At 61.9% G+C, this 20794-nt stretch carries 17 protein-coding genes; 6 read left to right on the top strand and 11 right to left on the bottom strand.

Translation table 11 applies throughout. The features are described 5' to 3' along the window. Positions 1 to 6 precede the first annotated feature (6 nt). A complete protein-coding gene (locus ACYQ0G_RS06190; protein ID WP_460100726.1) occupies positions 7 to 1215 on the bottom strand; it encodes a glycosyltransferase family 4 protein in 1209 nt (402 codons plus the stop codon). Between the two features lie 393 nt (positions 1216 to 1608). Between ACYQ0G_RS06190 and ACYQ0G_RS06185 the strand changes: the two genes are divergently transcribed. The 6 genes from ACYQ0G_RS06185 (at position 1609) to ACYQ0G_RS06160 (ending at position 9848) form a co-directional block, all read left to right on the top strand. Next, the gene (locus tag ACYQ0G_RS06185) at positions 1609 to 3693 is read left to right on the top strand and encodes a polysaccharide biosynthesis protein (RefSeq protein WP_460100724.1); all 2085 of its coding nucleotides are present in this window, start codon (positions 1609 to 1611) and stop codon (positions 3691 to 3693) included. Then, a complete protein-coding gene (locus ACYQ0G_RS06180; RefSeq protein WP_460100723.1) occupies positions 3683 to 4882 on the top strand; it encodes a DegT/DnrJ/EryC1/StrS family aminotransferase in 1200 nt (399 codons plus the stop codon). The genes ACYQ0G_RS06185 and ACYQ0G_RS06180 overlap by 11 nt, the downstream gene beginning before the upstream one ends. Before the next feature lie 49 nt (positions 4883 to 4931). Beyond that, positions 4932 to 5510, top strand: coding sequence for a polysaccharide biosynthesis/export family protein (locus tag ACYQ0G_RS06175; protein ID WP_460100720.1), 579 nt, complete (start codon positions 4932 to 4934; stop codon positions 5508 to 5510). Beyond that, complete coding sequence (locus ACYQ0G_RS06170) at positions 5510 to 6745, top strand: outer membrane beta-barrel protein (protein WP_460100719.1); 1236 nt, start codon at positions 5510 to 5512, stop codon at positions 6743 to 6745. The genes ACYQ0G_RS06175 and ACYQ0G_RS06170 overlap by 1 nt, the downstream gene beginning before the upstream one ends. A gap of 172 nt (positions 6746 to 6917) precedes the next feature. After that, positions 6918 to 9266, top strand: a complete 2349-nt coding sequence (locus ACYQ0G_RS06165; protein ID WP_460100717.1) for a GumC family protein — start codon at positions 6918 to 6920, stop codon at positions 9264 to 9266. A gap of 15 nt (positions 9267 to 9281) precedes the next feature. After that, the gene (locus ACYQ0G_RS06160; protein ID WP_460100714.1) at positions 9282 to 9848 is read left to right on the top strand and encodes a sugar transferase; all 567 of its coding nucleotides are present in this window, start codon (positions 9282 to 9284) and stop codon (positions 9846 to 9848) included. Here the strand turns inward: ACYQ0G_RS06160 and ACYQ0G_RS06155 are convergent. The 10 genes from ACYQ0G_RS06155 to ACYQ0G_RS06110 form a co-directional block, all read right to left on the bottom strand. After that, on the bottom strand, positions 9845 to 10540 hold the full coding sequence (locus ACYQ0G_RS06155; protein WP_460100712.1) for an HAD family hydrolase: 696 nt from the start codon (positions 10538 to 10540) through the stop codon (positions 9845 to 9847). The two genes, ACYQ0G_RS06160 and ACYQ0G_RS06155, sit on opposite strands and share 4 nt — an antisense overlap. Further along, a complete protein-coding gene (locus ACYQ0G_RS06150; protein WP_460100709.1) occupies positions 10524 to 11489 on the bottom strand; it encodes an ATP-grasp domain-containing protein in 966 nt (321 codons plus the stop codon). The genes ACYQ0G_RS06155 and ACYQ0G_RS06150 overlap by 17 nt, the downstream gene beginning before the upstream one ends. Further along, complete coding sequence (locus ACYQ0G_RS06145; protein ID WP_460100707.1) at positions 11486 to 12622, bottom strand: glycosyltransferase family 4 protein; 1137 nt, start codon at positions 12620 to 12622, stop codon at positions 11486 to 11488. The genes ACYQ0G_RS06150 and ACYQ0G_RS06145 overlap by 4 nt, the downstream gene beginning before the upstream one ends. 174 nt (positions 12623 to 12796) lie before the next feature. Continuing rightward, positions 12797 to 14098 (bottom strand): UDP-glucose dehydrogenase family protein, encoded by a 1302-nt coding sequence (locus ACYQ0G_RS06140; RefSeq protein WP_460100705.1) that lies wholly within the window; start codon positions 14096 to 14098, stop codon positions 12797 to 12799. A gap of 215 nt (positions 14099 to 14313) precedes the next feature. Further along, positions 14314 to 15039: a LuxR C-terminal-related transcriptional regulator gene (locus tag ACYQ0G_RS06135; RefSeq protein ID WP_460100702.1), complete on the bottom strand. Its 726-nt coding sequence runs from the start codon at positions 15037 to 15039 to the stop codon at positions 14314 to 14316. A gap of 428 nt (positions 15040 to 15467) precedes the next feature. Beyond that, a complete protein-coding gene (locus ACYQ0G_RS06130; RefSeq protein ID WP_460100700.1) occupies positions 15468 to 16028 on the bottom strand; it encodes a nucleotidyltransferase family protein in 561 nt (186 codons plus the stop codon). Continuing rightward, entirely contained in the window at positions 16015 to 16863 is an 849-nt protein-coding gene (locus ACYQ0G_RS06125; protein ID WP_460100698.1) for an XdhC family protein, read from the bottom strand. Before ACYQ0G_RS06125 ends, ACYQ0G_RS06130 begins: the two co-directional genes overlap by 14 nt. Before the next feature lie 2 nt (positions 16864 to 16865). After that, the gene (locus tag ACYQ0G_RS06120; protein WP_460100696.1) at positions 16866 to 19055 is read right to left on the bottom strand and encodes a xanthine dehydrogenase family protein molybdopterin-binding subunit; all 2190 of its coding nucleotides are present in this window, start codon (positions 19053 to 19055) and stop codon (positions 16866 to 16868) included. Next, positions 19052 to 20038 carry an FAD binding domain-containing protein gene (locus ACYQ0G_RS06115; protein ID WP_460100694.1) on the bottom strand — a complete coding sequence of 329 codons (987 nt, stop codon included), beginning with the start codon at positions 20036 to 20038 and terminating at the stop codon, positions 19052 to 19054. Before ACYQ0G_RS06115 ends, ACYQ0G_RS06120 begins: the two co-directional genes overlap by 4 nt. Then, positions 20035 to 20541, bottom strand: a complete 507-nt coding sequence (locus tag ACYQ0G_RS06110) for a 2Fe-2S iron-sulfur cluster-binding protein (protein ID WP_460100692.1) — start codon at positions 20539 to 20541, stop codon at positions 20035 to 20037. Before ACYQ0G_RS06110 ends, ACYQ0G_RS06115 begins: the two co-directional genes overlap by 4 nt. Positions 20542 to 20794: the final 253 nt, after the last annotated feature.

Here is a 20794-nt window from a genome sequence, read left to right as displayed (position 1 = left end):
GGGCGTTCAGTTCCCTGCGCTCGTGTGCAACGAAGCACTGCCAGCGATTGTAGACTTCTGCGTATGCCGCGTGGCCGATGTTTGAAGCAGGCCCATCTCGCCAAGCAACTGGTGATTCACCTTCCTGACATCGTAGGTTTCACGGGCGATTTCGAGAGAAGCTGCGCCCATTCTTTTGACAGAGGACGGGTGGGCCGCAAATTGCATCATGGCCCGTGCCAGGCTCTCCGAACTCCTAGGCTCGACCAGCAGACCGTTGGTGCCGACCTCAATGGCGTCGCGGCAGCCAGGTAGATCCGTGGTGATTACCGGGCGCGCGCTGGCTAGCGCTTCCAGAATAGTGCGGGGAAGGCCCTCGCGGTAATAGGAGGGGAGCACGAATACCGAACACGCGGCAAGGTAAGGCCGTACGTCATCGGTACCCGGTACGAAGTCCACATCGTATTCCGCGGCCAGCCTTTCGCTTTCTTCGCGCGATATGCCGGAAGGATTTTCATCCTCGCACCGACCCACAATCTGAAACTGGCAGGTGGGATATTGCCTGCGAACCTCCCGCGCTGCCTCCAGGAATTCTAAAATTCCCTTGTTGCGCATCAACCGGCCGATCATCAGAAACCGGATTGGTTGGGTAACTGGCGGACTGGCGGAAAATCGCTGAAGCGAAACGCCGGATCCGGGTACTTTGATTACTCTTTGCTGGCGGTTGACAATGCCGAGCGCAATCATGTCCTTGCGATCGTCATTGTTGAAGACGAAGGTCGTTTTCGCCTTTGCGAGGGCTGTTCGATAAAGCGCGACGACCGCAGACCGCAGCCATCCAGGATAGTCTGCATCCGCGCTGAAAACCTGGCCAAGCCCCGACATCAGCGCGAAGAAACGGGGTTTTCTGCCGCCAAGTGCGGCTAGCCTAGCGGCAAGGCCTCCGTAAATGATCGGTTTTTGCGTGTAGGCGATCACGACGTCAGGGCGAAATCGGCGTATTGTCCGGACATATGCGAGAAGAAGGGCGACATCGGAAAACAGGTTCGTGCCGGTACGCTGCATGAGTGTCAGGCGGAAATCGACGCCCATATCGGCCAGTTTCCGTTCGGCAGCAGCATCACCGTCGGGCGCGCATGCGATTACCTCGTGACCGTTATCGATCATTGCCTTGAGCAGGTCGCCGCGGAAATTGATAAGCGAGAATGCAAGGCTCGATAAGACGAGTATCTTCATCGCGATCCTGCCTTATCCGGTCGCAAAGGGTCACAGGCAAAGCCCTTGCGTGCGGGCGAACAGCCCCCCGAACTAGGATTGACCGTAAATGTCATGGGGCAGATATGAGAGGAAGCGCCAACGCGCGGCAACAGCGGCAGACGGCTACTATCCTTTCGATATGTCGCAGGCGACAATTTGGGTCATCCCCCTCCGCACAGGTGAGAGGCGCCTAGCCGAATGATCGCCTGACAGGTTCCCAAACTGCTTCAGTCGCAGTCCCGACTAATCCGGATATTGCCTGCTTGCTCAAGCCGCCCTTCCAGCCGGATGGGCTAGCTTCGAATGCATCGAGGGACTGCCGCATACTCCTGCTCAGGACGGTGCGACCAGCGGAGCAACGAGCCAAAGCTTATGAACAAGCCTGAGAACAGGATTCAAGGCAGGGATGCGTATCCGGACGGGGAACTGGCCAGCCGCGGGACATATGGGCGCCGGCGAAAGCTGCGGCGACGGGCAAGGGACGTTGTCGTCATCTCGATCGATTTCACGATCATTTTCCTCACCCTTTATACTGCGCTGAACCTGCTCCCTGTTCAGCCTTTCGGGCCTTGGGCCGGCTTCGCCATTTTCTCCTTGGCATTCGCGTCGGTGGCAACCGTCTCGTTCGCGCTGGCCGGCCTCTACAAGCGCAGCTGGAGGTTCATGGACTTCACGCATTCGAGCTTTCTCGGCCTGGTGATCCTTGGCGGCTTGTTCGTGACATGGATGATCGCCTTCTCCTTCAGCGAGACGCGCACCGAAGCGCTGGCGCTGGTTCCGGTGGCCCTGATCCAGTGGGCTTTCGCTACCCTCGGAATGCTGGGCGTGCGGATGATGCGGCGGGTCGAACGGCAATATACCGAGCGGCGCCGGACGGTATATCGCGCAAGGCCAAAGGTCGCTGTTCGTAAGAAGGCAATTCTTGTCGGGTCTTGGCAGTGGGCGCGGATTTCGATCGACCTTGCCCATAGTGACCACAGCTCTTCCGTCGATATTCAGGGCGTGCTGCTTCCGCGTCAGGAAGACTCGCTGGCACGTGTCGACGATATCCCGGTCCTAGGCAGCCAATACGAATTGAGCGCCGTCCTCCGGAAGCTCGAATTCGATGACAATCTGCCCGACTATGTCATCGTCTGCGATGACGGGACTTTTCTCAGCAATCGCGATGTGACACGCATCATCCATACGTGCCGGGAGCGAAAGGTCGAGGTCTGCAGGGTACGCGATCCCTGGGCACAGTTGCTTCAGCATTCATCCGATCCGACCGGCCCGCGCCTGCCGATCGAGGAATTGCTAGGCCGAAGCGAGTATAAGCTCGACGCCAGAAGCATCGTACGCCAGATCGCCGGCCGCAGCATTCTTGTGACCGGCGCAGGCGGTACGATCGGATCTGAGCTTTGCCGCCAGATCGCGCAGATCAAACCATCGAAACTGGTGCTGCTCGATTCCAGCGAATACAATCTTTACAATATCGAGATGAGCCTGCGGGAATTGCATCCCGATCTCAGGGTCATCGCGGAAATCGGAAGCATTTGCGACGCCGCGACAGTCAATCGGGTGTTTGAAGCCAATCAGCCCTTGATGGTGTTCCACGCCGCAGCGCTGAAACATGTGCCGATAGTCGAAGCCAATCCCTCCGCCGGGGCGATGACGAATATCATCGGCACGCGAATAATATCAAATGCAGTTTGCCTCTACGGTGCGAAGGCCATGATCCAGGTTTCGACCGACAAGGCGGTCAATCCGATCGGGGTCATGGGGGCCACGAAGAGGGTAGGCGAGTTATATTGCCAAGCGCTGGATATGTGCGGGGTGGACGATCAGGAAGCGCCTCGCTTCATGACCGTCCGTTTCGGCAACGTCCTGGGATCCAGCGGATCGATCGTTCCCCTGTTCGAGCGCCAGTTGCGCGAAGGCAAGCCCCTCACCGTCACACACCCCGATATCGAACGGTTCTTCATGACGGTTCGTGAGGCGGTGCAATTGATCCTTCTGAGCAGTTCGAGCGCGCTGGAATCGAAGACTCAGCGAGGCTCGATCTTCGTTCTCGATATGGGCAAGCCTGTCCGGATCGTCGACCTCGCAAGGCGCATGATCACCTTATACGGTCTTGAGCCGGAAGAGGACGTGCCGATCGAATTCGTCGGGCTTAGGCCGGGTGAGAAGCTGTACGAAGAGCTGTTCGATATCTGCGAAGATCAGGTCGAATCGGGGATCGAAGGCATCTTCGAAGCGCGTTCGAGGCCTATCGCGCTTCCCTTCATAACGATGGCGATCAACCTCATCGCAGAGCGTGCGCAGTCGGGAGATGACGAGGGGATCGTGAGACTGGTCCACGGGCTCGCCCGCTATCCCGCCAGCGGTAAGGAAGAAGACCTCCTGTCCTATTCCTCGGCAGCGGATCTCACGCAGCTGTTTGAAGGTGCCTATCGGGCGGAGGCGAACAATGATCGCTAGCGCAGCGCCCATTGCAACCGTCCAGACTGGTGTCCGCTCGACCTGGCCCCGTTTCGAAGCCGACGAGCGCGCGGCTGTCGAAAGCGTCCTTTCGTCCGGCAGGGTAAACGCCTTGGTTCATGGCGACGAATGCACCAGCTTCGCGCGCGAGTTCTGCGAGTTTCTCGGCGCCCGACAGGCGATATGCATGGCCAATGGCACGGTTACGATGGAGATCGCCCTGCGGGCGTTGGGCGTAGGTCCGGGCGACGAGGTGATCGTGCCGGCGCGCAGTTTCTTCGCCACCGCTAGTTGTGTCGCATCGATAGGCGCGCGCCCTGTTTTTGCAGACGTGCAATCGCCCACGCAGAATATCGATCCGGCCTCGGTCGAACGCATGGTCACTCGCCAAACCAAGGCCGTTATCTGTGTCCATCTGGCAGGCTGGCCCTGCGACATGGCTACGCTTGGTGCGATATGCGACCGGCATGATCTCTTTCTGATCGAGGATTGCGCCCAGGCTCATGGAGCGGCGATCAACGGCAGAAAGGTCGGGACATTCGGCGATGCTGCCTCTTTCTCGTTCTGCACGGACAAGATCATGTCGACCGGCGGGGAAGGCGGGATGCTGGTCCTGCGCGATGACGCGGTTCACGAGCGGGCGTGGTCGCTGAAGGATCACGGAAAGAACCCGCGCAAGCTTGCGGACGGCAAGTCCGTCCCTGGGCAATTCCGTTACATTCACGACAGTTTGGGCAGCAATGCGCGGATGACGGAGATGCAGGCGGCGATCGGCCGGGCGCAATTGCGCAAACTGCCCAGCTGGCTGGATGCGCGTGCCAGCAACGCCCGGTTTTTGGCCGAAGCGCTGTCAGGCCATCCAGTGCTGATGGCGCCCGAGCCACCTGCCGTCATCACCCACTCGTGGTATAAATTCTACCTGATTTTTCAGTCGCATGTGCCTGATCCGGATGCGCGGCGTGCTGACCTGATCACCAAGCTGATCGAGAGAGGCATTCCGTGTGGCACCGGGTCCTGCCCGGACATGAGCCTCGAGACTGCCGTGCAAAGCCTCGGTTGCCGGCGGGATGGCTCGCTCCCGTCCGCGCAGGCGCTGGGTGAGCGCACGCTCATGCTGCTGGTCGATCATACACTCGACCAAGGGGACATGGCGCAGATGGCGGAGGCTTTGTGGGAACTGGCTCGATGACACGATTTTGGACTGACCGGAAAATAGCAAGAACGCGAAAGGCCACGAAATGACGAAGTATATCAAGGATTTGATGCGAGCCCTGGCTTGCCTGGCCGGGATAACTCTTCTCGCGGCATGCTCGACCAATCTGTCCAGCCTGCCTCCGGTGGCGGACGGGCAGATGGCGGATTATCTGATGCAGCCGGGCGACGAACTTTTGGTGACTATTCAGGATGTTGAGCAGAACGACCGCTCCTATGTCATCGATAGCGGCGGGATGATTTCGCTTCCCCTGCTGCAGGAAGTCGAGGTTGCGGGCCTTGGATTGCGGGCGATCGAGAAGAGGATTGCCGATGGCTATCGGTCGCGTAACGTGCTGACAGAACCCATTATTTCCGTGCAGCCCGGGGCCTTGCGACCCTTCTACGTAATCGGCGAGGTAAAGGGCGCGGGCGAGTTTACCTATCGCCAGGGAATGACCGTACTTTCAGCCATTTCCGCGGCCGGCGGCTACACCTATCGCGCCAAGGAAGGCGAGGTCGAAATAGTCCGTAATATCAATGGCAAACAGGCCCGGATGCGGGCCAGCGAGGACACTCCTATCCTGCCGGGAGACCGTATAAGGGTTTACGAGAGGTGGTTCTGATGAGCGTCCGGCGCTGCTTGCTGGCGACGGCGGCGGTGGGGGCGCTGGCCGTTTCGCCCGGCGCCGGATCGGCGCAGGAGATCGGTTCGACCGCGCCAAACGTGTCCGGAAAAAGCCCCGAACACCCTCTTGATCGGGCGGCCATCGGGCCGATCACCTTCGATGTGGGCGGCGAGGCCCAGCTGGAATACAACAGCAACGTCTTTGCCGAACCCGATGACGCGGCGAGCGATGCGATCGCTGTCGTCCGGCCCTATGCCAATATCCGCCACAAGTCCGGTTCGCTGACCACCGTTCTTGCCACGCGGTTCGATCTGCGCCGCCATGCCGATTTCACGAGCGAGGATGCCGACGCCGCCAGCGTCCGGCTGACATCCGACTGGAGCCCGCGCGCTGGCGAGTCCCTTTTCGTCAGCGGCCATGTGGACCGCGTGATCGAAACTCGCGGCGATCCGGAATCGCGCCGCATCCAGGGAATAGGGCCGCGCCTCTATCGCATCATGGGCGGTTCGGCGGGTTATAGCCGCAGCGGATCACGCTTCCTTCTGGAAGCCGTGGGCGAGGCGCAGAATGTGAATGCCCTGGCCGCACGCGATGCCGATCGCGACTACGATCTCTATTCGGGCCGGGTGACCCTGGGCGTGCGGCCCGGCGGCCCGTTCTATTTCACCGGCACCGGCTATTACACCCGGCGCGATTTCAAGCTGCGCGAGCCGGTGACCAATGCCGATCGCGATGTCTCCACCCTGGGCGCATTGCTGGGCGTGCGCTTTGCCGATGGCGGGCTGATCGAAGGCCGGGTGGGGGCCGGTGTCTTCAGGGTGGAGGCCGACGATCCGACGCGCGATTCCCGCACCGGCTTTTCGCTGCAGGGACGGCTGACCTATCGCCCGCGCCAGCGCACCGCGATCATCCTCGACCTGTTCAATGGCGATGTCACTTCGTTCCGCACCGGGGCATCCACCCGGACCGAGACCAGTATCGGCCTCGGCGTGGATCAGGAGATCCGCCACAATCTGCTCGGCTCGGCGCGGGTGCGCTGGGAACGGGTGGAGTTCGAGGGCAGCACATCGCCCGTCCAGCAGCGCTGGCAGACCGCCGCCGAGGTGGAATATCTCGCCAACCGCCGGTTCTCCCTGTTCGGCGAGGTGGCCTATGGTTCGCGCAGCAGCGACGATCCGCTGGACGAATACGATCGCTTCCGCGGCGGCGTTGGGGTGAGAATGCGGTTCTGAGCGGCGGCTGCGGCAAGGAATCACCAGCCGACATATCAAAATGGCTAACCAGTAAAAGCCGCCGCCGATACCGATGATAAGGCGAAAAGCGGCCCCGATCCGCGCATAATCGGCCCTACGATAGATCACAGCGCGCTGGCTTCGCATGAAGCGCAATTGGGCTCATAATCGCATGTCAAACCTGGTGGAAGTCAACGAATTCGGCAGCAACCTGCCCGCAGAGGAGCGGCGGCTCCAGTGGACATACCGTCCCGAAGCCGTGGCGCATCATACCCTGTCGATGCGCGATTTCGTGCGGCTGCTGGAACGCCACAAGCGGATGATCCTGCTGGTGATCGCACTGATCACCGTGCCGGTTCTGGCCTATCAGTTGCTCTCGCCCAATCTCTACAGTTCGACCTCGCAGGTTCAGGTCCAGCTGATCGACGAGGTGGGCACCAACCAGGCCGACGTCAGCAACCGCAACGAAGTGCGCGTGGCCAATGCCGTGCGCCTGCATCGTTCGCGCTCATCGGCCGAAGCGGTGGTGAACGATCTCGATTTGCTCGACGATCCCGAATTCCGCCGGGAGATGGGCGACGCGGGCGAAGGCACCGTCACGATGCATCAGGCGATCAACACGCTGCTGGGCAGGCTGACCGTCACCAGCGAGCCGCAGTCCGATCTGATCCAGGTCACCATCACCACCAAATCGCCCGAACTGTCTGCGCGCATTGCCAACCAATACCCGCTTTCGGTCAGCAAGGTGCGCACGCGCCGGGGCACCGAACAGCGCGAGGAATTACTGCAATCGCTGCTGGCCGAACGCGATGAACGCGAAGAGGCGGCCCGCACCGCGTCGAGCGACCTTGCCGAGTTTCGCCGCGATGCGGGCATGCCTTTCGGCCTCGGCACCAATGAAAACCTGTCCTACATGAACCAGATCGCTGCCGAGGCGGCGTCTGCCAGCGCCAACAGCGCCGGGTCTTCTTCGCGCAGCGCGGTGATCGCCAATGCAGCGGGCTTGCGCAGCACCGCGCAGGCGACATCGGCGGCGGTCCAGCAACTGGAGCGGCAGCAGGCAAGCCTGGTGGCGGAAAAGGCGCGGCTGGGCGCAACCTTCGGTTCGGGCCATCCCGATATGGCGCGGGTGACCAGCGAGCTTTCTTCGGTGGAAGCCGCGCTTGCCAGCCAGCGGGCCGATGCGCGCGCTGCGGCGCAGGCAGTGGCCAATGCCGAGGCGGCGCAGATGCGTGAAATGGCGCGCAGCCAGGCGGCGCAGGATGCCGCGCGGGCCAGCCGCCTGCAGGGGGCGCTGGCATCGGTCCAGTCCAAGGCTTTCGAGAACAATGGCAATTCGGTGCGGCTGGCAGAGCTGGAGCGGAACAATGCGCTGGCCAATGCGGCTTTCTCCTCGATCGTCGAACGGATCGAACAGATCCGCGCCCAGATGCAGCTGGAAGGGGTGAACACCACCGTGGTTTCGCCCGCCGTGGCCAATTACGATCGCATCTCGCCCGCCCCGGCCAAGATGACCGTCATGGCCATGCTGGGTTCTGCAGTGCTGGCAGTGATGATGGCGCTGGGCCTCGAACTGGCGGACGGGCGGCTGCGGACTTCGGCCCATGTGGCGCGGCATTTCGGCCTGCCGACGCTGGGCATGCTGCCGCGAATCGAAGCCGGATTGTCCGACAAGCTGGGCGAAAGCCCGGTGATCCAGGACCCGCATTCGCTGTTCGCGGAGGCCGCCCGGTCGATCTATTCCGAAATGCGCGGCCTGCGCACGCATGGCGGATCGCAATCGGTCCTTATCACCAGCCCGCTGCCCAATGACGGTAAATCGACCGTGTCGTTGACGCTGGCCGCCGCGGCCAAGGTCATGGGGCAGAGCGTGGTGCTGGTCGATCTGGATCTGCGCATGAAGGGGCTGCTCAAGGATGTGCAGGCCAATCTCGACACGCCCGATATCGTCGATGTCCTTTCGGGCCGGGCAAGCCTGGACGATCTGCTGCAGGATCCCGACGCCAAGCCGATGCTGGATACGCCCGACGGGCTGGGGGCGGAGGAGATCGAAAACGCCTTTGCGCAGGATAACGGCCGCATCGTGATCCTCAGCGCCAAGCGGCCTGTCGAAAACCCCGCCGCGATCCTGACGGCCCAGCGGCTGCGGCATCTGCTGGCCGAACTGAAGCAGCATTTCGATCTGCTGATCATCAACGCGCCCGCCGCGCTGGCTGTGCGCGATGCCCGCGCCATGTGCGATTTTACCGATAACACGCTGGTGGTGTCGCGCTGGGGGCGGACGACGATCGAACAGATGAGCGCGACGCTGGAAACGCTTTCGGGCCGCGCCGATGGCGTAGTGTTCGACCACGTCGATTACGCCGAACATGCCCGCCGCCAGTATGGCGATGCGATCCAGTTCTATGTCGCGGCGTCGGATTATTATTCGGACAATCCGCAGGCGCCGCGTTCGATCAGGCAGCGGATCATGGGCATCTTCCGCCGCAAGCAGGCCGATGCCGATGAATTCGCCTATTAGGGTTTGGGGCGGACGATGGTTTCGCGCCTGATTGCCCTGTGCCTGCTGATCCTCACCCTGCCATTGCTCGCGGTGCTCGGCGTGCTGGTGTGGTTCTCGCTCGGCTCGCCGGTGATCTTTCGCCAGACTCGCGCGGGCAAGAATGGCGCGGGGTTCACGCTGGTGAAGTTCCGCAGCATGAAGGATCTTCGCGATGCGCGCGGCAGGCTGCTGCCGGATGAGAAACGGACCACGCGGCTGGGCAATTTCCTGCGCCGTACGCGGCTCGACGAACTGCCGGCGCTTGCGAATGTCGTGCTGGGCGACATGAATTTCATCGGACCGCGCCCGTTGCTGCCCGAAACGGTTTCCGGAATGGGTGCAAAGGGAGACAGGCGCGGGGCGGTGCGCCCCGGGCTGACGGGCTGGGCGCAGGTCAGCGGCAATACGCTGCTCACGCTCGACGAGAAGGTCGCGCTCGATCTGTGGTATATCGCCAATCGCAGCGCCTGGCTCGATTGCCGGATCATCCTGCGCACGCTGCTGGTGATGGCCGGCGGCGAACGGCGCACCGTTTCGGTGCTGCCCGAAACCGGAAGCTAATCGACCATCTGCAGGGTGGCGGCCAGCTCGTCGAGGGAGGCGATCGTCGCCTTTGCGGCATGATCGGGCGATGGCGCGTAGGGCGAATGCACTCTGCCCGGCCGGTCGATCTGGACCGTGTGCCAGCCCAGTTGGCGCGGGGCGATGAAGTCCTTGGCCGGGTTGTCCGCGATATAGACATGCGCCGGGCCGTCCTTGCCCGACCATTGCATGACCTGCTCGAACGCGCGCGGATGGGGCTTGCCCATGCCGGTAGGCAGTTCACCGGTGGGAATGATCAGCCCGAACTGGTCGGCAATGCGCAGCGCCGCGATCTTGCTTCGCTGCATTTTCGCCGGTCCGTCGGTGATGATGGCGCGGGGCCTGCGGTCAGCGGCCAGAAAGCGGAAGGTGTCAGGACAGGCGGCGATATAGGGGCTGTGCTGGCGATAGAGCGTGACCAGATCGGCAATCATCGCCGGGCTGCAGGCGATGCCGAAGCGGTCCAGCGCGCGGTCGAAAATATCCTGCCGGATGCCGGACAGGAACAGCTCGCGGCACGTGCCGGGAATGACAGCATCGCCATGCAGGCCGCGCAGATGCGCCTCGACCGCAGCGAAACCGCTGAAGGCGAAATCCCGTTCCAGATAGAGCGTATCGTCGAGATCGAAGACGAGAATGTCTGGCGCAGGAGTGCTAGACGAAGACGGCATTGTCATACCGCAGCATGGTCACCCCGTCGTGCCACATGTCGCACCGGACCACCGGCAGGCCCATGGCGGTGCGCAGGACATTCTCGGCGAAATGCGCGCCTGCCTGATCGGCCAGCGGGTAGCCGCCGCCGAAGCGGGCGTTGATCTCGATCACGCGGGGGCCGAGCCGCGGATCGTCGAACAGCTGGAAGCACAATACGCCGCGCGCGCCCGGCAGCGCTTCGGCCAGACGGCGCGCGATGATCTCGAATTCCGGGCGGCGCACGGTGCGGCCCTTTTCCACTTCGCCCGCGCGCACGGACATCCTGAGATGTGGGATGGCGCCGTGCATGATGCCGTTATCGCCGATGAACAGGTTCACCGTATATTCCTCGCCGCTGAGCGCTTCCTGCACCAGCATGCGTTCGGGGTATCGATCCTGTAATTCGTCCATGCCGTTGATCATTGCGATCCCGCGGCTGGCACTGCCCGCCACGGGTTTGACGAACAGCGGCCAGTCCCACTTGTCCCGGCTCAGCCGGAACTGTTCGAGCGTCGCCGTGCGCGGCACGGGAACGCCCGCCGTGGCGAGCACATCCATCGTGCGCTTCTTGTCGCGCACGATGTCGATGGTCTGTTCGGACGATACATGGACATAGGTGCCCAGCGCGGCAAACTCCTCGCGCGATGCAGCAAGGGGCTGCAGTTCGGTGTCGATCGTAGGCACGATCAGGGAAATGTCGTTCTGCTGAGCATAGCTTAGCAGGGTCGGAATATAGTTGTCGTCGGTGCAGCGAGGGGCGGCGAAATGCGTGTCGGCCAGCGTGCAGGCCGCGCTCATGTCCGGGTGGAGATCGCAGGCGTGCACCTCGATCGGCGCACCGATGCGGGCAGCGGACGAACGGAAGCATTCGACCAGCCCGGCCCGCCGGCCTGCCGATGTCAGCAGCAATTTGATGGGCTGTGTCATTGCGCAGGCTCCTCGGATTTCGTTATGGCCGGTTCGGGGGCAGGCGCGCGAGAGGACAGGGCCTCGGCCAGAACGGCATCCCACTGCTGCATCACCCACTCGGGGGCGAACTTGCGGATGGCCCTCGCCGCGGCGTTCCCCAATTGCTTTCGCAGGTCCGCGCTCTCGACGCATTGCTCCATCGCCCGAGCCAGCGCTGCGGCATCGCCGGGGGGGGCGAGCAGGCCGGACCGCGCATGCTCGATCATCTCCGCGGGCCCGAAATCGCAATCAGTGGCGATGACCGGCAGGCCCGCCGCCATCGCTTCCCCCAGCACATTGGGAAAACCTTCATAGCGCGAGGAAAGCACGAACAGATTAGCACCCTCCACCCACGCGCCGGGGGTGTCGGTAGTGCCCATCAGCTTGACCTGCTCCGCCAGACCAAGACCGGCAATCTGCATTTCCAGCGCGGCGCCGAGGGGACCGTCGCCGTAGATCAGCAGCTGCCAGTCCTCAGCCTTCGCCGCTATCTCGGCAAAAGCCTCGATCAGCACGTCGAAGCCTTTCTGTTCGTTCAGGCGACCGACCGCGACAATGGTGTTCGCTTCGGTGGTCCGTCGGCGCTTGGGCCATGCACTGACCGGGTTGGGAATGACCCGCAGGCGCTGGGAAACCTCTTTCGGAAAGCAGCGCTTTACCGCCTCCGTCTGGCAGACGATCAGCCGCGCCCGGCCATATGCGGCGGAAAGCAGCGCGTTCCATGCGGGGTGTTTCTGCTGCTGTTCGGGATTGTTGCGTTCGCAGCAGACGACCGGGATCCCCGTCCTCCGCGAAGCCAGCAGAGTGATCAGATTGTTCTTCGTGAGAAACGGGATGACCACGTCCGGTGCCTCTTTCCGGAGCAGGCGGCGCAGGTCGATCAGATTATGGAATTTGGACAGCTTGCCGGAGATTTGCCCGCTCCCAGACCGGCCGAGGCGGTGCCGGGTGATCTCGGCATCGAAGTGGTGAAACTCGGCATCTTCCGGCCGGTCGAAGCTGGCGATTGCGACTTCCACGCCATGTGTCTGCCAGTGCGAGGCGATTTGCGAGACCACCCTTTCCGCCCCGCCGGCGCCGAGCCCGGAAATGACAAACATGGCCTTCGGCATTGCGCACCTTGTCCTGTCTACGACGCTGCGCGCCCGTAAGAATCGCGTGTTCCGTGCTACACCAGTGAGGCCACATCCTGCGCGTAGGCATGCGAGATACCACGATTGGACAATGGCCTATCCGGAAGGGCAGGTGGCGAGCATGCGGTCTGCACCTGCATTCATCTCACGCCATCAGCGGCCGACACCGACATATTTGATGCCCAGCATCTCGACCTCGTCCCGGTCGTAGATGTTTCTCAGGTCCACCAGCACCATGCCTTTGAGCTTCGCCTGTACCCTGGCGAGGTCGAGCGCACGAAACTCGTTCCACTCGGTCACGATGGCCAAGGCTTCGGCGCCATCCATCGCCGCATAGGGATCATCGAAATAGACGATGTCGTCGAGAACCTCGCGGGCATTGGCCATGCCTTCGGGATCGTAGGCGTGAACCACCGCTCCGGCATCCTGCAGCGTCTGCACGATGGCGATTGCGGGGCTGTCGCGCATGTCATCGGTATTCGGTTTGAAGGTCAGGCCGAGAATTGCGACCACTTTCCCGCGCACGTCGTCACCGATCGCCTGCAACACCTTGCGGCCCATGGCCCGTTTGCGCTTGTCGTTGGTCTGTACGACCGCCTCCACGATCGCCTGCGGCGCCTCGAAATCCTGCGCCGTCTTGAGGAGGGCCAGCGTATCCTTGGGAAAACAGCTGCCGCCATAGCCGGGGCCCGCGTGCAAAAAGGTGCGGCCGATGCGATTATCGAGCCCGATGCCGCGCGCGACCTGCTGCACATCGGCGCCAGTCTTCTCGCACAGATCCGCGATTTCGTTGATGAAGGTGATCTTGGTCGCGAGGAAAGCATTCCCGGCATATTTGGTAAGCTCGGCGGAGCGCCGGTTCATCTCCAGGATCGGCGACTTGTTCAGGCTGAGCGGTCGATAGGCTTCGCGCATGACCTCCAGTGCCCGCGGATTTTCGGACCCTACCACGATCCGGTCGGGCCGTTTGAAGTCCTCGATAGCCGCGCCTTCGCGCAGGAATTCGGGGTTGGACACGACGGCGAACTCCCCGTCGGGCCGCGTGTCCGCGATGATCCGCTCTACCTCGTCGCCCGTGCCTACGGGAACGGTCGACTTGGTAACCACCACGGTAAAGCCGTCCATGGCACGGGCGATGTCGGCAGCGGCGGCGTGTACGAAGCTCAGATCGGCATGACCGTCCCCGCGCCGCGACGGTGTACCGACAGCGATGAACACGACTTCCGCGCGCGCAACCGCCGGTGCAAGGTCGGTGGTAAAGGAGATGCGCCCCGCGGCTGCATTGCGCTTGATCAGATCCTCGAGGCCGGGCTCGAAGATCGGGACTTTGCCGTTCCGCAGCGCCTCGATCTTCCCCTGATGCAGGTCGACGCAGACGACTTCATGTCCGAAATCGGCGAAGCAGGCTCCGGAAACCAGGCCGACATAGCCCGAACCGATCATCGTGATCTTCATCGAATTTCCATTTCGCTAGATTGGTGGCTGACCGGGACAGCATCGCGCATACGGCGGAAACCGTGCGCCCAGCACCAGCAGAAGCATGAGCCGGACGCTCGTCTTACTCGCGGAGAGACAAGGCCGCAGACTCCTTCGGCCCCATTCGGGTTCGAAAGAGTCTGCGCCTTGACCGGACCCCCGTAGACGCTCCCGTCGTGCGGCCTGTTTGTCCGCTAAGCGCTCAGCGCGTGCAATGGCGGGCGGTTGTTTGCCAGCATGAACGGTGCGGCGCGGTTGCTTTCGCAGACCTCTTCGAGATCGTCGGAGCAATCGGTTGCCGCAACCGGGATCGGCTGCAAGGGCGGAGGCAATGTCGCCTGCACGCCATGATTGACGGCGCAAATCGCTGCCTGTGTGCGGTTTTGCACGTTCAGCTTACGCAGGATGGCCTTTACATGCACCTTGACCGTCGCTTCACCGATATCGAGCCGGCGAGCGATGACCTTGTTCGGATGGCCCATTACGAGGCACCGCAGTGTCGCGAGCTCGCGCTCGGAAAGCAGGTCCGACAGTTCGCCTTCGGCTTTCGTCTGGTCCACCGTTGCACGGGCGAAATGCGGTAGCTGTTTGACCAGTTCTCCCGGCAGGACCTTTTCACCGCGGGCGGCGAGCTGAAGGCAATTGACCAGAGATTCGCAGGACGTTTCCTTGAGGACATAACCATCGGCCCCGGCATCGAATACTTCGATCAGGGAAGCCAAGGTGAGGTCTTCGTGAAGGATGACGATGCGTGAAGCTGAGAAGACTTCGCGAATTGCGGCGACGTCCTTCGCCACATTCTGCATGGCATCGGCGTCGATGACGACCATGCCCGTTTCTACCGCGTCGCTTTGCCCGGCGGTAATCAGGGCCTGGCAGCTTTTGTGCTGACCGACGATCGTGAAATCCTCGTCAAGCAAGATGGACTTGAGTCCTTCGCTGACGATTGAACTAGAACATATAAGTGAAACACTTGTAGATGCCGTACGCATGGTATGCGCCCCCCGTTTCCAAAGTTGTGCTTCCCTTTCTTATTTCTCAGGCAGGCGATGTATTCGTGATACGCACAGACGTCGAAGTCTTGTGGCTGCCAGAGTTATTCGACTCGTTGCCTAATGGCCATTATGGGTAATCAAAAGTCGGGTAACGATTAGTGTCATATACTTTGTGACCCATTATGGGACATCACAGCAAAGCATGTTGCGGATCGCTGGTTTCGCCTTCCCGAGGCAGTCTCGTCTTAAGGCCTCGCAGTGACTACAAGCTGCTTTTCAGGATGTTAAACACGTACTCTGCGTGAGTGTGAGTCGCCCTTGCCGAATCGAGGAATTGCCCGATCGGCCCATCTCTAATCCTGCTGGCGCGCCAGTTCGGAAGGCGTGTCGATATCCATAACGATCCTTCGGTCGCCAGGTTCGACGATGGTTGCGGCTGGAAAGGACAGGCTGCGGGCGCCGCGATCACCTTTCAGGTTTCGCAGTGCCGCAAAGCTCTCCTTGCCGAAGGCTGCCGGGCTGCCCGGCGTGCCGTCCGCCTGCCGCGTGAAAACTGTGCCAGTGCCTTCGGCAAGAAAGCGAAGATGATGGGGGCCCACCATGGGCATGTCCGCAAGGGCGATGACGATGCGGCGATGCGCCGATGCTGCATCAACACCGGCTGCAATCGATGTGCCCATGCCTTGTTCTGCATGAGGATTGATTACCGGCCGCCACCCATTTCGGCAGAGCAACTGCGACCGCTCCGCCACAACCATATAGAGGTTTGCGAACCCGGCATCCTCGGCCGCTTCCGCTGCCCATTCCCACAGGGCTTTGCCCCGAAAGGACGCGGATAGCTTGTCGCTACCGAACCGTTCGCTGCGACCGGCAGCCAGAAGAACCAGAGCGATGTCCGGATCAGGCGGTGGCATGAAGCCGTTCGTATTGCGCGACGATTTCGGAGATAGCCGACAGTGCGAGCGAAGCCGGCGTCTTGCAGGAAGGGATCAGCCCGATCGGGCTTCGGATGCGGGCGATCTGTTCTTCTGCCACACCGCGCTGCGTCAGCGCCAGGGTCCGTGCGACCCGGGCATTCTCCCCGCCCTGCGCACCGATGTAGAAGGCTTCGCTGTCGAGCGTCTGTTCCAGCAAAGGGAGTTCCCATTCGTGATCGTGAAAGAGCAGCAGCGCGGCCGTCCACCGATCGAGCTGGCAATCCTTTGCACGCTGGCCGAGCGAGAGGCGGTCCTTTTCTTGGCAGTCGATAGAAATACCGAGCGCGTGGGCGAGGGCATTGAGCTTCTGCAGCTCCGGCCCTTCTCCGAAGGCAGCGATCCGCAGGGCCGGGATGTAGTTGCGAGTTTGAAGCGGCGAAATGCCAGGCAGGTTAAAAGATGCGGGCCTGCGGTCCTTCAAACTCCCAATCGCGCTTCTGCAGGCGGTGCGATCCGGGGCTGGGTCCAGCAGAATATCGAGACCGCTTCCGCACGGCAGGCGAAAGTCGATCACGTCCGACCCGCGGCCATAACGAATGACCGTGGGTGCCTTCAGCTCGCGCATGTCGGAGGCCAGCTGGGCCTCCAGACAGCCATCCGCCAGACTGCCCAGCGTGCTCCCGTCCGGCAGAACCGCCAGTTGCGCGCCCAAGCGGCGGGAAAAGCTGCCCTCGATATCGACGATGGTACACAGCCCCACGCCGGGATCGCATGCCGCTGCCAGTGCGACATGGTCATCGGTGGCGGGCGCTGTTCTGGTAGCGGTTTGCAACACTATTCAGGCATGGCCGCCATGACGCGGTCAGGTGTCATCGGATAATCGAAGATGCGCGCACCGCAGGCATTGTAAATGGCGTTGGCAATCGCCGCCGCCCCGCCGCACATGCCCAGCTCGCCAATGCCCTTGGCCTGGATCGGGCTCGCCGCAGGGTCGCGTTCCTCGACCATGATCACGTCCAGATCAGGCACGTCGCGGTGAACCGGGACGTGATATTCCGCCAGATCGCAGTTCACCAAATGACCGTCGATAGGATCGAATTCGAGCGCCTCGGTAAGCGCGACGCCGATGCTCCACGTAATTCCGCCGAGACATTGCGATCGGGCAGTCTTGTGATTGAGCACCCGGCCGAAGCCGAACGCACCCAGCATCCGGTCGACCCGCGTTTCGCCGGTGAAGCGGTTTACCCGCACCTGGGCGAAGAATGCACCGAAGCCCGAAGCGGTGAAATCGTCTTGGATATCGCCGGGTTCGTAATGGCCTTCGCGTTCGATGTCCTTGCCATCCAGCAGGCTGATCAGGCTTTCACCCGATGATGCCTGCCCGTCCGACAGTTCCAGCTCGCTTTCGCTGATGCCGATGCGCTCTGCCAGTTCCTCGCGGATGGCGTTGCAGGCAACATAGACTGCGGAACCGATAGAGGAAGCGCCCCAGCTGCCGCCAGAACCCGGGCCGCGCGGGTTGCGCGTATCGCCCAGATCGACGAGCACCTTCTCGGGATCGAGGCCCAGCATTTCGCCCGCCAGCTGAGCGACGACGGTATAGGTGCCCGTGCCGATATCGGTCATGTCGGTTTCGACCAGAGCTGTGCCATCGGCCTTCAGCGTAACGCGTGCCTTGGCTTCGGAGATATTATGCACGCGCGCGGCACTGGCCATGCCGGTACCAACCCACCATTCGCCTTCCTGCGTCTGGCGCGGCTTGCGCTGGCCATGGTCCCAGCCAAAAGCCTCGGCACCCTGTTTCAGGCATTCGGCCAGCTTGTGGGAGGAAAAGGGCAGGCCTTCTTCGGGATCCTTGTCCGGAATGTTCTTCAGCCGCAGCTCGACCGGATCGATCCCAGCCTCTTCCGCCAGCACATCCATCGCCCCTTCGAGCGCGGGCATGCCCACGGCTTCACCGGGAGCGCGGACCGAACCGGCGGTCATCTGGTGAATGCGGGCGACTTCCAGCAGCAGCTCGCGGTTCTCGCCGCCATAGAGGAAGTGGGAGGACTGGAGCACCGGTTCGGCAAAGGTTTCGCCGGGCAGGTTCGACACCAGCGCCTGATGGCCGAAGCCGGTAAGCTTGCCGTCGTCATCGACACACAGCCTTAGCCGCTGCGTCGTTTCCGAACGGCGCATGATGCACTGAAACACCTGCTGACGCGACATCACGACGCGAACGGGTCGCCTAAGTTGTTTCGCCGCGATGGAGGCAGCGACCGTTTCCTCGCTAATGCCCAGCTTCGATCCGAACCCACCGCCGACGAAGCGGGAGATCAGGCGGATGTTCTCTTCCTCCATGTCGAGAGAGTCGGCCAGTTCGCTGATATTGTAGTTCAGCATCTGCAGCGATGCATGGACCGTCAGCTTCTCGCCATCCCATTCGGCAATGGCGGCATGCGGCTCCATCGCCGCCGAGGCGTGTCCCTTGGTGGTATAGGTGACATCGACGGAATGCGCGGCCTCGGCCATAGCATGCGCCAGATCGCCCTGCCTGACGGTTTCGTCTTCCTGCTCTTCGTGTTCGACCGCCTGCGGATCGATCGGGGCACCTTCATCCTCGCGGTACTCGACACCAATATGCTTGGCGGCATGACGCGCCTGTTCGAAGGTTTCTGCGACCACGAGAGCGATGGGCTGGCCCCAATAGCAGACCGTTGCCGGCTCCTGTTGCGGAGCCTCGTCTGCCGTACCTTGCGCAGCGCGGGTAGTAAGAAGCGGATCGTCGATAACGGCGATCACGCCCGGCATGGCCAGTGCGGCTTCCTTGTCGATCGATGTGACTTCGCCGCGTGTGATCGTGGAGATGACCAGCACCCCTTCCGCGCAATTGGCGATCGGATATTCGGCAGCATAAGGCGCAGTGCCTGTAACCTTTGCCAATCCTTCGACACGGGGAAGCGCCTTGCCCAGTACGCCCTGCTTCATATCGTCGAGGCGGTTGGTCTTGTCGGGCTTGTCCTGTTTGAAATGCACAGTCATGCCGCGCCCTCCGTTGCTTGCTCGAGGACAGCGTGAAGCGTCCGCCGGGCCAGGGGAATCTTGAAATCGTTCTCACCGAACCCGCGGGCATCTTCCAGCAGGATATCGGCGGCACGGTCGAAAAGGTCGGACGACGGGGCCTTGCCGATCAGCGCTTCGCCGATGCGGGGATCGTGCCACGGTTTGTGCGCCAATCCTCCGAATGCCAGATCGGCACGCGAGAACTTGCCATCTTCCAGCTCGATGACAGCAGCGATGGATACCAGCGCGAAGGCATAGGAAGACCGTTCGCGAACCTTGCGGTACAGCTGCGTCCCGCTGACCGGAGCGGGCAGGGTGACCGCAGTAATAATCTCGCCCGGCTCCAGCACATTATCGCGCCAGGGCGTGTCGCCGGGCAGGCAGTGGAAGTCCCGCACCGGGACCGTTCGTTCCGATCCATTGGCAGAGGCGATCTGTACCTGCGCATCCAGTGCACTCAGCGCCACTGCCATGTCTCCGGGATAAGTGGCGATGCATTCGCTGCTCGTGCCAAGCACGGCGTGCAGCTTGGCAATGCCGTCCATCGCCCCGCATCCGCTGCCGGGCTCGCGCTTGTTGCACGGCTGGTCGATATTGGTGAAGTAATAGCAACGCGTGCGCTGACACAGATTGCCGCCGGTCGTCGCCTTGTTACGCAGTTGCTGCGTTGCGCCGGCCAGGATGGCGCGGGCCAGCACGGGATAATCCGCACGCACCCGTGGGTGGACAGCGGTTGCCGTATTACTTGCCAGTGCCCCGATCGAGAGGCCGCCGTCATCGGTGTCCTCGATCTCGCCAAAGCCAATGCGATTGATATCCGCAAGCTCGTCAGGCGTTTCGACCTGCAATTTCATCAGGTCGAGCAGGTTGGTACCGCCTGCAATCGGGATCGCGTCTTCTTGCGTCGTTATCTGCGCCGCATCGGTTAGCGTGCGGGCGCGCGTATATTGAAAGGGCTTCATGTTCCCTGCTCCGCAACTTCGCGAATGGCGGCGACGATATTCGCATAGGCGCCGCAGCGGCACAGATTGCCGCTCATGCGTTCGCGGATTTCCTCGCCCGAGATTGAGATTTTGCCTTGGAGGTCTTCGCTGGCATCGCTGGGCCAATCGGCAGCGAGCTCTTTCAGCATGGCGGTGGCCGAACAGATCTGGCCGGGCGTACAATAGCCGCACTGGTAACCGTCATGTTCGAGAAAGGCCTTCTGCAGGGCAGAGGGCGCTTCGGGCGTGCCCAGCCCTTCGATCGTGGTCACCTCGTCACCGTCATGCATCGCGGCAAGGGTGAGGCAGCTGTTGATCCGCACGCCGTTGACCATCACCGTGCACGCACCACACTGGCCGTGGTCGCAGCCCTTCTTGGTGCCTGTGAGGCCAAGATCCTGGCGCAGGAAATCCAGCAGAGACACTCTCGGATCTTCGGGGATCGGATGAGCGGTTCCATTAATCGATATGCTGTCGGACAAAGACGCCTCCTTTCAAACCATAATGCGCAAGGAGCAGAAGGTGTCCGAGAATCGTTCGAATGGTGAATCGATTCATTTCGGGAATCACCGTGAGGGGAATCAGAGGCGGGAATCAGTCGATTTCAGGGTGAATCACGGCAGGTGAGGGACCCTTGGCCCCAAAGTGTCCGAGATAGCAGCCCGGGCAAGCGGGGTTGGGGCTGATCAGGAATGGCCGAATTCCGGGATATTTCCAGCTTTTGAAATATTACTG

Source organism: Qipengyuania triglochinis, assembly GCF_054655615.1.
Note: the sequence above shows the minus strand (reverse complement) of the source record. Positions and strands in the feature narration are given on the sequence as shown.

Excerpts from the sequence above, each read along its gene's own strand:
- ACYQ0G_RS06190 (WP_460100726.1), bottom strand. The coding sequence starts at position 1,215 with ATGAAGATACTCGTCTTATCGAGCCTTGCATTCTCGCTTATCAATTTC.
- ACYQ0G_RS06185 (WP_460100724.1), top strand. The coding sequence starts at position 1,609 with ATGAACAAGCCTGAGAACAGGATTCAAGGCAGGGATGCGTATCCGGAC.
- ACYQ0G_RS06180 (WP_460100723.1), top strand. The coding sequence starts at position 3,683 with ATGATCGCTAGCGCAGCGCCCATTGCAACCGTCCAGACTGGTGTCCGC.
- ACYQ0G_RS06175 (WP_460100720.1), top strand. The coding sequence starts at position 4,932 with ATGACGAAGTATATCAAGGATTTGATGCGAGCCCTGGCTTGCCTGGCC.
- ACYQ0G_RS06170 (WP_460100719.1), top strand. The coding sequence starts at position 5,510 with ATGAGCGTCCGGCGCTGCTTGCTGGCGACGGCGGCGGTGGGGGCGCTG.
- ACYQ0G_RS06165 (WP_460100717.1), top strand. The coding sequence starts at position 6,918 with ATGTCAAACCTGGTGGAAGTCAACGAATTCGGCAGCAACCTGCCCGCA.
- ACYQ0G_RS06160 (WP_460100714.1), top strand. The coding sequence starts at position 9,282 with ATGGTTTCGCGCCTGATTGCCCTGTGCCTGCTGATCCTCACCCTGCCA.
- ACYQ0G_RS06155 (WP_460100712.1), bottom strand. The coding sequence starts at position 10,540 with ATGCCGTCTTCGTCTAGCACTCCTGCGCCAGACATTCTCGTCTTCGAT.
- ACYQ0G_RS06150 (WP_460100709.1), bottom strand. The coding sequence starts at position 11,489 with ATGACACAGCCCATCAAATTGCTGCTGACATCGGCAGGCCGGCGGGCC.
- ACYQ0G_RS06145 (WP_460100707.1), bottom strand. The coding sequence starts at position 12,622 with ATGCCGAAGGCCATGTTTGTCATTTCCGGGCTCGGCGCCGGCGGGGCG.
- ACYQ0G_RS06140 (WP_460100705.1), bottom strand. The coding sequence starts at position 14,098 with ATGAAGATCACGATGATCGGTTCGGGCTATGTCGGCCTGGTTTCCGGA.
- ACYQ0G_RS06130 (WP_460100700.1), bottom strand. The coding sequence starts at position 16,028 with ATGCCACCGCCTGATCCGGACATCGCTCTGGTTCTTCTGGCTGCCGGT.
- ACYQ0G_RS06120 (WP_460100696.1), bottom strand. The coding sequence starts at position 19,055 with ATGACTGTGCATTTCAAACAGGACAAGCCCGACAAGACCAACCGCCTC.
- ACYQ0G_RS06115 (WP_460100694.1), bottom strand. The coding sequence starts at position 20,038 with ATGAAGCCCTTTCAATATACGCGCGCCCGCACGCTAACCGATGCGGCG.